General features: G+C 56.6%; 12 protein-coding genes. 11 read left to right on the top strand and 1 reads right to left on the bottom strand.

Going from position 1 to position 12,374, the window contains the following annotated elements:
- Positions 1–126 precede the first annotated feature (126 nt).
- From WG31_RS02330 to WG31_RS02365, 8 genes are all read left to right on the top strand, one after another.
- On the top strand, positions 127–741 hold the full coding sequence (locus WG31_RS02330) for a 50S ribosomal protein L25/general stress protein Ctc (protein ID WP_006116925.1): 615 nt from the start codon (positions 127–129) through the stop codon (positions 739–741).
- A 97-nt stretch (positions 742–838) separates the two neighbouring features.
- The gene (pth, locus tag WG31_RS02335; protein ID WP_035352541.1) at positions 839–1,420 is read left to right on the top strand and encodes an aminoacyl-tRNA hydrolase; all 582 of its coding nucleotides are present in this window, start codon (positions 839–841) and stop codon (positions 1,418–1,420) included.
- The gene (ychF, locus tag WG31_RS02340; RefSeq protein WP_063353523.1) at positions 1,420–2,514 is read left to right on the top strand and encodes a redox-regulated ATPase YchF; all 1,095 of its coding nucleotides are present in this window, start codon (positions 1,420–1,422) and stop codon (positions 2,512–2,514) included. Before pth ends, ychF begins: the two co-directional genes overlap by 1 nt.
- 88 nt (positions 2,515–2,602) lie before the next feature.
- Positions 2,603–3,928: a glutamate-5-semialdehyde dehydrogenase gene (locus WG31_RS02345; RefSeq protein ID WP_063353524.1), complete on the top strand. Its 1,326-nt coding sequence runs from the start codon at positions 2,603–2,605 to the stop codon at positions 3,926–3,928.
- An 11-nt stretch (positions 3,929–3,939) separates the two neighbouring features.
- A complete protein-coding gene (locus WG31_RS02350) occupies positions 3,940–4,653 on the top strand; it encodes a nicotinate-nucleotide adenylyltransferase (protein WP_063353525.1) in 714 nt (237 codons plus the stop codon).
- Between the two features lie 17 nt (positions 4,654–4,670).
- Positions 4,671–5,213, top strand: coding sequence for a ribosome silencing factor (rsfS, locus tag WG31_RS02355; RefSeq protein WP_369870677.1), 543 nt, complete (start codon positions 4,671–4,673; stop codon positions 5,211–5,213).
- 55 nt (positions 5,214–5,268) lie between these two features.
- A complete protein-coding gene (locus tag WG31_RS02360) occupies positions 5,269–5,724 on the top strand; it encodes a 23S rRNA (pseudouridine(1915)-N(3))-methyltransferase RlmH (RefSeq protein WP_063353526.1) in 456 nt (151 codons plus the stop codon).
- A gap of 111 nt (positions 5,725–5,835) precedes the next feature.
- On the top strand, positions 5,836–6,714 hold the full coding sequence (locus WG31_RS02365) for a sulfurtransferase (RefSeq protein WP_006116933.1): 879 nt from the start codon (positions 5,836–5,838) through the stop codon (positions 6,712–6,714).
- 5 nt (positions 6,715–6,719) lie between these two features.
- On the opposite strand, the gene WG31_RS02370 is transcribed toward WG31_RS02365, so the two are convergent.
- Positions 6,720–7,661, bottom strand: a complete 942-nt coding sequence (locus WG31_RS02370) for a LysR family transcriptional regulator (RefSeq protein ID WP_063354841.1) — start codon at positions 7,659–7,661, stop codon at positions 6,720–6,722.
- A 119-nt stretch (positions 7,662–7,780) separates the two neighbouring features.
- Here WG31_RS02370 and budA point away from each other — a divergent pair, with 119 nt between their 5' ends.
- The 3 genes from budA (at position 7,781) to WG31_RS02390 (ending at position 12,357) form a co-directional block, all read left to right on the top strand.
- Positions 7,781–8,563: an acetolactate decarboxylase gene (gene budA, locus WG31_RS02375; RefSeq protein ID WP_035352548.1), complete on the top strand. Its 783-nt coding sequence runs from the start codon at positions 7,781–7,783 to the stop codon at positions 8,561–8,563.
- A gap of 80 nt (positions 8,564–8,643) precedes the next feature.
- Positions 8,644–10,332: an acetolactate synthase AlsS gene (gene alsS, locus WG31_RS02380; protein ID WP_035352550.1), complete on the top strand. Its 1,689-nt coding sequence runs from the start codon at positions 8,644–8,646 to the stop codon at positions 10,330–10,332.
- 330 nt (positions 10,333–10,662) lie between these two features.
- Positions 10,663–12,357: a thiamine pyrophosphate-dependent enzyme gene (locus WG31_RS02390; protein ID WP_006116937.1), complete on the top strand. Its 1,695-nt coding sequence runs from the start codon at positions 10,663–10,665 to the stop codon at positions 12,355–12,357.
- Positions 12,358–12,374 lie beyond the last annotated feature (17 nt).

The raw sequence follows: 12,374 nt of genomic DNA on the forward strand, positions 1-12,374 counted from the left end.
GGTGCCAAAGCCTGCCCTATAGCACAAGCTATACCTTGCTCATGCACAGCTTTTGCTGTAAGGCGCTGCCACTGCGTGGGCACCCCTGGAGGCCTGCGTGATTAAGTTTTTTATGGAGAAGTCAACGTGTCCAAGATTACATCTATCGAAGCTTCGGCGCGCGCGAAGGCTGGTAAGGGGGCAGCGCGGGCAACGAGGCGTGCAGGGCTTGTGCCCGGCGTTATCTACGGCGGCAAGCAGGAACCCACCCTTATTGCTATCGACCCGCGCATTATCATTAAGGGCATTCAGGCTTCTGGCTGGCGCTCTCGCGTGTATGAAATCAAGGTTGATGGCAAGGCAGAACGCGCTCTGGTGCGTGATGTGCAGCTGCACCCCGTGAAGGACAGCCCTGTTCACGTTGACTTCCTGCGCCTGGCCGCTGGCTCCCGCGTGCATGTTGAAGTGTCTGTTCACTTCGAAAACGAAGAAACATGCCCCGGTATCAAGCGTGGCGGCGTGCTGAACGTTGTGCGCCACACCATTGAAGTGGACGTGCCGGCAGACAACATTCCGGAATTCTTCACCGTTGATCTGTCCAAGCTGGACATTGCAGACAACGTGCGTTGGGAAGATGTGCAGGGCACCGCAGGCGTAACCCCGCTGACCCACGAAGAAAACTTTGTCGTGGCTTCTATTGCTGCACCAAGCGTGGACACCACGGAAGGTGAAGCCGCCGCTACGGAAGAAGCTGCTTCCTGATCGGAAGCCGGTTTATTCGGGTTGTTTATTAGGCATGGGGGGTGCGTGCAGATGCGCGTGCCCCCTGTGCTGTTCATAACGTTAGGTGGAATCAGCAATGCTGCTCTGGGTCGGGTTGGGCAATCCCGAATCCTCCATGCGTCGGCACCGGCACAATGTTGGCTTTATGGCAGTAGAAGCCATAGCCCGTAAGTACGGGTTTACGCCGTGGCGCAACCGCTTTAAGGGCGAAGTTGCGGAAGGCCGCATAGGCAGGCAGAAAGTTCTGCTGCTACTGCCCATGACCTACATGAACAAATCGGGTGAAAGTGTGCAGGAAGCCGCCGCTTTTTACAAAATCGCACCCGAAAATATTACCGTTTTTCATGATGAGCTGGATCTGGCACCGGGCCGTCTGCGCATAAAGCGTGGGGGAGGGGCTGCGGGGCACAATGGTTTGCGCTCTACAGATAAAATGTTGGGCACGCCGGAATATTGGCGTGTACGCATAGGCATTGGCCACCCCGGCGTAAAAGAGCGGGTGCATGGCTGGGTGCTAGGCAATTTTACGGAAACAGACCGGCAGGAATGGCTGGAACGGCTGCTTGATCGCATGGCCGATGCCGCCCCCCTGTTGGCAGATGGGCGGGCAGACCAGTTCATGACAAAGGTTGCACTGCCGGAAGGGAGCAAGGGCTGATGGGTTTTAACTGCGGTATTGTCGGGCTGCCCAATGTGGGTAAATCTACGCTGTTCAACGCGCTTACGGCCACGGCCACGGCGCAGGCGGCCAATTATCCGTTCTGCACGATTGAGCCCAATACAGGCCGCGTGGCTGTGCCAGACCCCCGGCTGGACAAGTTGGTGGAAATTGGCAAATCACAGCGTGAAGTGCCCACCAGCCTTGAATTTGTAGATATTGCGGGCCTTGTGCGCGGTGCCTCCAAGGGTGAAGGGCTGGGCAACCAGTTTTTGGCTAACATCCGTGAGGTGGACGCTATTATTCATGTGCTGCGCTGTTTTGAGGATGATGACATCACCCACGTTGAAGGTGGCGTGGATCCTGTGCGTGATGCCGACATTATTGAAACGGAGCTGATGCTGGCGGATCTGGATTCGCTGGAAAAACGTCTGCCCAATCTGGAAAAGCGCGCCCGCAACCGGGATGCCGAAGCCACAGCCCAGCTTGCCGTTATGGAACCGCTGATGGAAGCGCTGCGAGAAGGCCGCCCGGCCCGCACCGCCATTCCGGCGGGGGAAGAAGAAGCCGTGCGCCGCCTGCAACTGCTCACCACCAAACCGGTGCTGTATGTGTGCAATGTGGATGAAGACTCGGCCGCAACAGGCAACGCATTCTCTGCGCAGGTGCAGGCCAAGGCTGCGGCGGAAGGTGCTGCTGCCGTTATTGTATCTGCCGCGATTGAAGCCGAAGTCAGCCAGCTTGAAAATGAAGAACGGCGCGAGTTTCTGGAAGGTCTGGGCCTGAATGATAGCGGGCTGGATAGGGTTATTGCCGCTGGTTACAAGCTTTTGGGTTTGTGCACCTACTTTACCGTAGGCCCCAAGGAAGCCCGTGCTTGGACAATTACCGCAGGCACCAAGGCCCCGCAGGCCGCCGCCGTTATTCACAATGATTTTGAACGCGGCTTCATTGCATGTGAAACTGTCGCGTATGATGATTACGTTCAGTATGGTGGGGACGCTGGCGCCAAGGAAGCCGGACGCCTGCGCATTGAAGGGCGTGATTACGTAGTAAAAGATGGTGATGTGCTGCTGTTCCGCTTTAACGTCTAACATCCAGCGCACAACCACATAAATAAGAGCTTGATGGCCTGCCCGCACCGGCAGGCCAGATAGAAAAGATGGAGATAGGAACGCCGTTATGAACGCGGAGGGTGAGAGTAAGCTGCAAGGGGTTACAACGGCTTCGGCTAAACCCGTGCAGGATGTTCCAGCGCAGGCACAGGGGCAGGGGCCAATGGCCGCTTTAGCCCATCGTGCGCGGCTGGCGGCCCGCACACTGGCGCAAAGTTCTTCTGCCACGCGGGATAAAGCCCTATGGGCTGCCGCTGCGGCTTTGCGTGAGGCTACTCCTGCTATTTTGGAAGCCAACGCGCAGGATCTTGCTGCCTCCACCGCCAATGATGCGTTCCGTGATCGGCTGACCCTTACACCCGAACGGGTGGAAGCCATGGCGCGTGGTTTGGAAGAAATTGCAGATCTTCCAGACCCCGTAGGCCGTGTGCTGGAAGAGTGGACACGCCCCAACGGCTTGCGCATTCGCCGCGTTGCAACCCCTGTGGGCGTTATTGGCATGATTTATGAAAGCCGGCCCAATGTGGGGGCAGATGCCGCCGGACTGTGCATGAAATCTGGCAACGCCGTGTTGTTGCGTGGTGGCTCAGAAAGTCTGAACAGTGCGCGTGCTATTCATGCCGCTATGCAGGCCGGGCTGCGTTCTGCTGGCTTGCCAGAAGATGCCGTACTGATTGCCCCAGATGCAGATCGCGCCCATGTGGCGGAAATGCTCACAGCCTCTGGCCAGATTGATCTGATTATCCCGCGTGGTGGGCGCTCATTGGTAGAGCGTGTCCAGCGCGAGGCCCGCGTGCCTGTGCTGGCCCATGCTGAAGGGCTGTGCCACACTTACATCCATTCTGCCGCAGATTTTGCTATGGCGCGCCGCATTGTGCTGAACGCCAAAATGCGCCGCCCCGGCATTTGTGGCTCTACCGAAACACTGCTGATGGATGCCGCCATTGCTGCTGCGCTGCTGCCGCAAATTGTGGCGGATCTGGCAGAAAAAGGCTGCACCTTTAAGGCGGATGCCGCAGCACGCGCCATTGTGCCCGATCTCCCCGCAGCAACGGCAAAAGACTTCGCCACAGAATGGCTGGATGCGGTGTTGAACATTGCCGTGGTGGATGGTGTGGATGAAGCGCTGGACCACATTGCACAATATGGCTCATCCCACACAGAAGCTATTGTAACGGCGGATGAAAACATGGCCATACGGTTTATGAACGGTGTTTCCAGCGCTGTGGTGATGTGGAATGCCTCGACCCAGTTCTGTGATGGCGGAGAGTTTGGCTTTGGCGCGGAAATTGGCATTGCCACAGGTCGCTTCCATGCTCGCGGCCCGGTGGGCGTAGAGCAGTTAACAACCTTCCGTTACGAAGTGATTGGCACCGGGCAGGTACGTCCCTGATTTTTTCGGCCATGCAGCCAACCGCACAGGGCGTGCAGGTGCAGCAACAGGCAGCTCCGCTTACAGAGCCTTGCTTGCATGGCACTGTTATTCCCACTTGGGGGGATAACAGATGCCTGCGTATTGGGCTTTTGGGGGGGTCTTTCAACCCCGGTCATAAAGGGCACCAAGCCATTGCGCAGCGTGCGCTGGCGGTGCTGGGGTTGGATCAGGTGTGGCTTATGGTTTCACCCGGTAACCCGCTTAAAGATGGACGGTCGGATATGGCCGCTTTGCCCGTACGCTTGGCCACGGCCCGCCAACTGGCGGATGGGCGGCGTATTATTGCCACGGATATAGAAAGCCGAATCGGCACACGTTATACGGTGGATACGGTGCGGGTGTTGCAAACGCGTTTTCCGCGTGCGCAGTTTGTGTGGCTAATGGGCGCAGATGGTCTGGCCACCTTACCACGCTGGAAAAACTGGCGGCAGCTTGTGCATAGCGTGCCAGTGGCGGTTTTTCCCCGTCCGGGGCAAAATGTGCGGGCCTTGCATGGGCTTGCGGGGCAGTATCTGGCCCGCTGGCGGGTGCCTGCATGGCGTGCGCATGCCCTTGCGGAACTTTCTCCCCCGGTGTGGGCTTTTCTTCCGGGGGCACAAAACAGTATATCTGCAACAGCTATTCGTCAGCAGGGCGGATTCAATGCCGCTGCAGGCCAACCCCATACCCCCGATACGCTTTAAAGATCAGGAGAACGGTCATTCCTACCAAGCCCCCCGCTGAAACATCAGCACGTTCCCGCACGGCTGCCACGTCCACCAAGGGGCGGGCCGCTCCGGCGCGTGCTGCAACCACTGCCGGGGCTGCTGCGCCCGGTTCTGTACGTAAAAAAGCCGCGGCTGCTGGCCCCAAGGCCACCACCAAGCGCGAAGCCGTGGCCCCGGATATGCTGGAGCAATCTCTGGCCCTCATCACCGCCAGCCTTGAAGATGACAAGGCCGAAGATATTGTGGTGATCGATCTGGCAGGCCGTGCTTCTTTTGCAGATCGGATGGTCATTGCCACAGGTTTGGCAGACCGTCAGATTTCCGCCATGGCGCAGCATATTGAACGCAAGCTGCGTGATATCGGCATCAAACGCGTGATGGTGGAAGGCGCAAACGGCTCAGACTGGGTGCTGCTGGATACGGGTGATATTGTGGTGCACCTGTTCAAGCCAGAAGCACGTACGCTGTATGGGCTGGAAAAAATGTGGGGCAAGGAACTGGATGAAGGCGCGGAAGGCAACGTTACCCGCCTGTAATCGCCCAGTTTATAATGTTGTTCTCTGATTTTTCAGTATGCATGAGTGCGCTGGCATGAGGCTGGTGGCTATCGGGCGGATGAAGGATAAATCCGAGCGGGCGCTGGTGGAACGCTACCTCAAGCGCCTGCGCCCCAAGCTGGATATTATAGAACTGCCAGATGGGCGCGGCAGCCCGGATGAAATCAAACGGCGCGAGGCCCAAGCCATTCTGGCAGCCTGCCCCGCGCAAAGCCATGTTGTGGTGCTGGATGAAGCCGGACGCAATTTCGGCAGCCCGGATTTTTCTAACGCCGTGCAAGGCTGGTTGGCGGCGGGCCGCACGCCATGTTTTGTTATTGGCGGGGCGGAGGGGCTGGATGCCTCGGTTATCCAGCGGGCCGATGCTTCCATGTCCTTTGGCACACTCACATGGCCGCATATGCTGGTGCGCATTATGTTGGTGGAACAAATCTACCGCGCGCAGGCCATTGCGGCGGGGCATCCGTATCATCGTTCCGGGCGGCCATAAGGGGGTGTTGGCTGCTTTTATGGTATGGCGGCAGTGATACGCAGGCCCTGCCCGCATGGGCGCAGACCTGATAGCGTCCGGCCTTTCGTGAACAGACCGGACTGAAGATACATGACAGACGTTCTCTACACTCCGGATGCCCTGCGGCAATTGCAGCACAATGGCAACGCCGTTCTGATAGATGTGCGTTCGGAAGAAGATTTTGCCAAAGGGCATATTCCCGGTGCCGTCAATATGCCGGATATTTTTACCTATCTGGCAGAAACATCAGAAAGCGGGTTGGCCAGCCTGCAACAAAAGTTTTCATCGCTGTTTGCGCAATATGGTCTGGATGGCAGCAAAACAGCCGTTGTGTATGAAGATGCCCTGCATACACGTTATGGTGCCTCCTGCCGTGGATACTGGATTTTGCAGTATCTGGGTTACCCCAAGGTAGGTATTCTGGATGGTGGGCTGCGGGCATGGTTGGCCTCTGGCGGCGCACTTACGCAGGATATCACGCATCCAGCCCCCACGCAGTTTCCGCTGGCTATTCACCATGCACTTATGGCCACGCGGCAAGATGTGTTTGCAGCCCTTACCAACCCATCCATCAAACTGCTGGATAACCGCGATAAGGTGGAATGGCTGGGTGAAAGTTCATCTCCTTACGGGGTGGACTTTGCGCCGCGCAAAGGGCGCATTCCCGGTGCTGTGTGGATAGAGTGGTATAGCTTCATGCACACGCAGGATCAGGAAGCACGTTTTAAAACGCCGGAAGATATTCGGGCCTTGGCGGCAACACGTAACTTGTACCCGGATGATGATATTATCATCTACTGTTTTAAGGGCGCACGCGCAGCCAATACCTATGTGGCGCTGGCTTCTGCCGGATTTACCAAGCTGCGCATTTATATGGGATCATGGAACGAGTGGTCTCGCCATGCGGATATGCCCATAGAAGATGGTCTGCCACGGGCATCTGTGCCGTATCGCCCGCAGCAGGGCTAAGGCGGTTAGAGGTTTTCCGAATCTGCAAAGGGGGCGGTGTCATGCTGGCGTTGCTCCCACTTGCGGCAGGCCGTGCGCAACACCGTTACAAACCGCGTAACCAGCGGCATGTTCTGCCCGGTGCGTATGGCAACCGCCAGCGTGGCGCGGGGGGCTGGTTCGCTAATGGCATGAAACGTTACCCCGCCTGCATGAATCTGGCTGAGCGAGCGCGGCACAACAGAAACCCCAAGCCCCGCTGCCACCAAAGGCACGGTGCCTGCAATTTGTGGGGCCTGCTGCCCCATTGTAGGGGTAACGCCAGCAAGCTGATAAGCCGACAAAATAGCATCATGAAAGCCCGGCCCCAACTCACGCGGGAAGATAATTAGCGGATCATCCGCCACCATATCCAAACTGATCACCGGCTCCTTTGCCAGCCTGTGCCCGCGGGGCAGGGCAATAACCGTAGGTTCATCCAGCAGATGAAAAACCGAAAGGCGTGAGGGGTCGGTAAACGGCGGGCGGATAATGGCAATATCCACACTGGGTTCGTGCAATGCTGCGCAAAGGGCTGGGGTGTTGCTTTCTTCTAAAGAGAGGGTGACATCGGGCGCCATTTCCCGAAACCGGCGGATGGTGAGCGGAATAACCGGCAACAGTGGCACAGCCCCCGCCAACCCAACGCGAATATGCCCTTTTTCCCCCCGCGCCAAACCTTCTGCCGTGGAAAGAAATTGTGCCTGCAAATCCAAAATTGTGCGGGCACGGGGCAAAAGCACTTCGCCAATTTCTGTCAGCTTCATGCCACGAGTCTGCCGCTCAAACAGCGTTACGCCCAAATTGCGCTCAAGCTGGCGGATTTGCTGGCTAAGTGGGGGTTGCTCAATACCCAGTGCCTCTGCGGCACGGGTAATGCTGCCATGCTCAGCAACGGTTACGAAGTAGCGCAGGTGCCTGATATCCATATGGTATATGTAATGCATATGGATAACGTGTTCAATATATATTGGAAGACTGGCTGCCACTGTTATAACGTGCGTGCGAAACGAACTTAAACCACCATGCGTTTGTGGGAGTATGCAGCATGAAAAAACAGTCGGTGATGGACATGGATGTCCGCTCTTCTGCCCTTGGTAACGGCGTGCTGAAAAAGCCTGTTACAAACCGTTTGTACCAGACCTCTACCATGGCAGCCCTGCTGGATGCGGTGTACGATGGTGAAACCACGCTGGATGAGCTGCTCCAGCACGGTAACTTCGGCCTTGGCACCTTTAACGCACTAGATGGCGAAATGATTGTGACGGACGGCGTTGTGCGCCAGTTTCGTGCAGAAGGTTTGGCCGCAGAAGTGCCCGGTTCTCTTAAAACGCCGTTTGCATGCGTAACTTATTTTGAACCGGAAAAAAAAGTTACCATCGATTCCCCCAAAACCAAGGAAACGTTTGAAGAGCTGGTGGATAGCCTGCTGGGTAACCCTAACCTGTTTGGCGCTATTCGCTTTACGGGTGAATTCCAGCGCGTTGATACCCGCACGGTGTTCTGCCAGTGCAAGCCGTATCCGCATATGTTGGAAGTGGTGAAAAAGCAGCCCACCTGCACCATGGAAAACGTTATGGGCACCATGATCGGCTTCCGCACCCCGGTTTACATGCAGGGCGTGAATGTTGCGGGCTACCACCTGCACTTCCTTTCTGAAGATAGCAAACGTGGCGGGCACGTTACAGAATATCGCCTTGTGCGCGGTCAGCTTGAAGTGGCCTCCATTTCCGATCTGGAAATTCAGTTGCCCCGTACGGAACAGTTTGCCAAGGCGGATCTGAACCCCGAAAGCCTGAGCGAAGCGATCCGTATTGCTGAAGGCGGCTGAGCCTCCATTCGCTGAATATTTTTAACGGGGCTGCTGAAAACAGCTTTCTGACAGCCCAGTTTTTGCAGGACAGAACTCAAATGACCAATCCGGCAGACAACGCCGCTCAGTGCGGTGCGGAGCTTATTGTCAAAAATCTGGAAGCCCACGGCGTTAAGCACGTGTTCGGTATTCCGGGTGCTAAGGTGGACCGTCTGTTTGATGCGCTGGTGGATTCCTCCATCACCACCGTTGTCACGCGGCATGAACAAAACGCAGCTTTTATTGCAGGTGGCCTTGGCCGTCTGACAGGTAAGGCAGGCGTGTGTATTGCCACATCCGGCCCCGGTGCTTCCAACTTTGTAACCGGCCTTGCCACCGCCAATTCAGAAGGCGACCCGGTGCTGGCTATTGGTGGCGCCGTAAAACTGGCAGACCGTCTGAAGCTGACGCACCAGACCATGGATACGGTCAACCTGTTTAAGCCCATCACCAAATACAGTGTAGAGCTGACAACCCCGGTTGCGATTTCTGAAGTGATGGCCAATGCTTTCCGCTTTGCAGAAGGTGGCCGCCCCGGTGCAGCTTTTGTCAGCACGCCTATGGATGTGCTGTCCATGCCTGCACAGGCACCGGTTTTGGCTGGCCGTCCGCTGCCGCGCGTTGGTGGTGCCCCGGCTGATGTGATTGCAGAAGCCGCAACCATGCTGAAAAACGCCAAGCGTCCTGTGGTTCTGTTGGGCATGCTGGCCAGCCGCCCAGATGTGGCAGATGGCGTGCGCGCTTTTGTAAAAGCAACAGGTGTGCCGGTTGTGGGCACCTATCAGGCTGCGGGTGCGGTTTCTGAAGATCTGGTGGATCGTTTTGGTGGCCGCGTTGGCTTGTTCCGCAACCAGCATGGTGACCAGCTTCTGCACGAAGCCGATGTGGTTGTGGCTATTGGCTACAACCCGGTAGAATACGATCCGTGGCTGTGGAACGTGAATGATGACCGCAAGATCATTAACGTAGATATCGTTCCCGCAGAACTGGATAACGCCTACGTTCCAGCTATTGAGCTGATTGGTGAAATTGCGCCAACGCTAACAGTGCTGGCAAAAGATGCAGGCAAGTTAACCCGTGCGCCAGAACTGGAAACTGTTCTGGAAGGCTACAAAAAAGCCCGTACCACCGCGCTGCTGGAAGCCCGCAGCACCAGCAACAATGCCGTGCACCCGCTCCAGATCGTGCGTGAGCTGGAACAGTTTGTAACCCCGGATATGACACTGTGCCTGGATATGGGCACCTTCCATATCTGGCTGGCACGTTATCTGCTGTCCTTCCGGGCGCGCCAGGTGCTTATTAGCAATGGTCAGCAAACAATGGGTGTGGGCCTGCCGTGGGGTATTGCCGCAAGCCTGCTGAACCCGGCGCAGAAAGTGCTGTCCATTTCTGGTGATGGTGGCTTCATGATGTCCAGCATGGAGCTGGAAACGGCTGTGCGCCTGAAGTGCAACCTGATCCACATGGTTTGGATTGATGAAGCCTATAACATGGTGGAAATGCAGGAGCAGAAGAAATATGGCCGTGGTTCCGGCGTGAACTTTGGCCCCATTGATTTTGCAAAATATGCAGAATCCTGTGGCGCAACGGGCATTAACGCCACCACGGAAGACGAAGTGCGTCAGGCCCTGCGCACGGCTATGGATGTAGAAGGCCCGGTGGTTATTGCTGTGCCGGTAGATTATTCCCACAACCATTTGCTCATGCAGCCACTGGCTCAGTTGGGTGAAACGAGTGCCGCAGCGTAAAGCTGCGCAAAAAACGCAGGCCAGATTTTTCTGCTGATGTGCGCGCCGCCTGTTTTGCAAAATGCCATATTTTGTTATAACAAGCGGCGTAGCAGTTCAGGCTGCCAGAAAGGGCAGCGCAGCATGACAGAAATCCGGGCCAGCAATGCAGATGTTAATAGTCTGCCTGATTGTGAATTCCCCTGCATATTTCTGCCAGTCTATTCAGAGTAGGGGTATGAACAAATCCTTTCAGCCGTGCAAAGTGTATATACAGTTGGGCAATGGCGCGTGTGCCAATGCGCAGGCTGTGGCACAGTTGCCAAAACGGCAGAATAGGGGGCAGGCGTAATGGCAGTAACATCTGTAGAAATGGCAGGCGGCAAAACCCGGCGTGGTGCAGCGGTTTTGCTGGAAGTGCTGCGAAGTGAAGGGGTTGAATACATATTCGGCAACCCCGGCACCACGGAACTGCCGCTTATAGATGCTCTGTTAGAAGTGCCCAACGTGCATTACGTTCTGGGCCTTCAGGAAGCCAGCGTGGTGGCTATGGCCGATGGGTACGCGCAGGCTGCCCGTAAACCGGCTTTTTTAAATCTGCACACAGCAGGCGGGTTGGGCCATGGCATGGGCAATCTGCTTAATGCCAGTGTTTCTCAAACCCCATTAGTGGTTACTGCCGGGCAGCAGGATTCCCGCCACACTATTTCTGATCCACTTTTATTTGGTGATCTGGTGCAGATTGCCCGCCCCGCCGTAAAATGGGCGCAGGAAGTGGCCCATGCAGATCAACTTCCTGTTTTACTGCGCCGTGCTTTTCATGATTCCACAGCAGCCCCTACAGGGCCGGTTTTTTTGTCACTCCCCATGGATGTGATGGAAGAAATGAGCAGTGTTGATATTGGTGAACCTTCCAATATCAACCGTCAGGCCGTAGCGGGGGGGCTGCCAGAACTGGCGCGTGCCCTTACATCCCTGCGCCCCGGCAAGGTGGCCATTATTGCGGGGGATGAGGTCTATGCCTCGGATGCCGCAGCAGAAGTGGCCGCTGTGGCAGAGTGTTTGGGTGCGCCGGTTTATGGTTCATCGTGGCCATCACGCATTCCGTTTGCCACGGCGCATCCGTTATGGTGCGGTAATCTGCCCACGCAAGCCACGGGCATTGCAGAAAAGCTAAGCGGATACGATGCCATTTTCGCATTGGGTGGCAAATCCCTTATCACCATTCTGTACACAGAAGGCCCGGCCCTGCCGCCATCCTGTGCGGTGTATCAGATGTCTTCCGATGTGCGAGATCTGGGGCGCACGTTTTGGACACCGCTTTCCGTGGTGGGGGATATTCGCGCATCCTTGCAGGCGTTGTTGCCTATGTTGCAGCAGGCGGCAGCCCCGCAGCGTGCTGCCTATGCGGCATCGGGCCAGAAGGTGGCAGAAGCCCGCCGCGCGCAGCGTGCGCAGGCCGTGGCAGAGGTGCTGGCCCATCCGGTAGATGCCGTTATTTCCCCTCGCGTTGCCGCGTGGGAGACGGTGCGCGCCATTGGCCCGGATATTGCCATTGTGGATGAGGCCATTGCCACCTCATCCGATGTGCGGTTGTTTTTAGAAAGTGCATGGTCTGCCCAGTATTCCTTCCTGCGTGGTGGAGCACTGGGTTGGGGCATGCCTGCGGCTGTTGGGGCCTCACTTGGCCTTGGGCGGGACAGGGTTGTTTCATTGGTGGGGGATGGGGCAGCCCTGTATTCCCCACAGGCCTTGTGGACAGCCGCACACGAAAAGCTGCCCGTTACTTTTGTTGTGATGAACAATTGCGAGTACAATGTGCTCAAGAACTTCATGCGGCAGCAAAACAACTATATCTCTGCGCAGGAGGGTACATATCCCGCCATGGATATTGTTGATCCAAAAATAGACTATCAGGCTCTGGCCCGGTCCATGGGGGTGCCTTCCAGCAGAGTAACACGGGCGGCGGATATTGCGCCTACGCTGGAAGCAGCATTAGCGACCGATGGCCCCGCGCTTGTTGAAATTATGATTGCAGCGGGCTGAGAGTGTCAGGCTGCAAA

The sequence above is a fragment of the Acetobacter oryzifermentans genome, from assembly GCF_001628715.1.
Classification (GTDB): Bacteria; Pseudomonadota; Alphaproteobacteria; order Acetobacterales; family Acetobacteraceae; genus Acetobacter; species Acetobacter oryzifermentans.

Excerpts from the sequence above, each read along its gene's own strand:
- pth (WP_035352541.1), top strand. The coding sequence starts at position 839 with ATGCTGCTCTGGGTCGGGTTGGGCAATCCCGAATCCTCCATGCGTCGG.
- ychF (WP_063353523.1), top strand. The coding sequence starts at position 1,420 with ATGGGTTTTAACTGCGGTATTGTCGGGCTGCCCAATGTGGGTAAATCT.
- WG31_RS02345 (WP_063353524.1), top strand. The coding sequence starts at position 2,603 with ATGAACGCGGAGGGTGAGAGTAAGCTGCAAGGGGTTACAACGGCTTCG.
- WG31_RS02350 (WP_063353525.1), top strand. The coding sequence starts at position 3,940 with ATGCAGCCAACCGCACAGGGCGTGCAGGTGCAGCAACAGGCAGCTCCG.
- WG31_RS02360 (WP_063353526.1), top strand. The coding sequence starts at position 5,269 with ATGAGGCTGGTGGCTATCGGGCGGATGAAGGATAAATCCGAGCGGGCG.
- WG31_RS02365 (WP_006116933.1), top strand. The coding sequence starts at position 5,836 with ATGACAGACGTTCTCTACACTCCGGATGCCCTGCGGCAATTGCAGCAC.
- WG31_RS02370 (WP_063354841.1), bottom strand. The coding sequence starts at position 7,661 with ATGGATATCAGGCACCTGCGCTACTTCGTAACCGTTGCTGAGCATGGC.
- budA (WP_035352548.1), top strand. The coding sequence starts at position 7,781 with ATGAAAAAACAGTCGGTGATGGACATGGATGTCCGCTCTTCTGCCCTT.
- alsS (WP_035352550.1), top strand. The coding sequence starts at position 8,644 with ATGACCAATCCGGCAGACAACGCCGCTCAGTGCGGTGCGGAGCTTATT.
- WG31_RS02390 (WP_006116937.1), top strand. The coding sequence starts at position 10,663 with ATGGCAGTAACATCTGTAGAAATGGCAGGCGGCAAAACCCGGCGTGGT.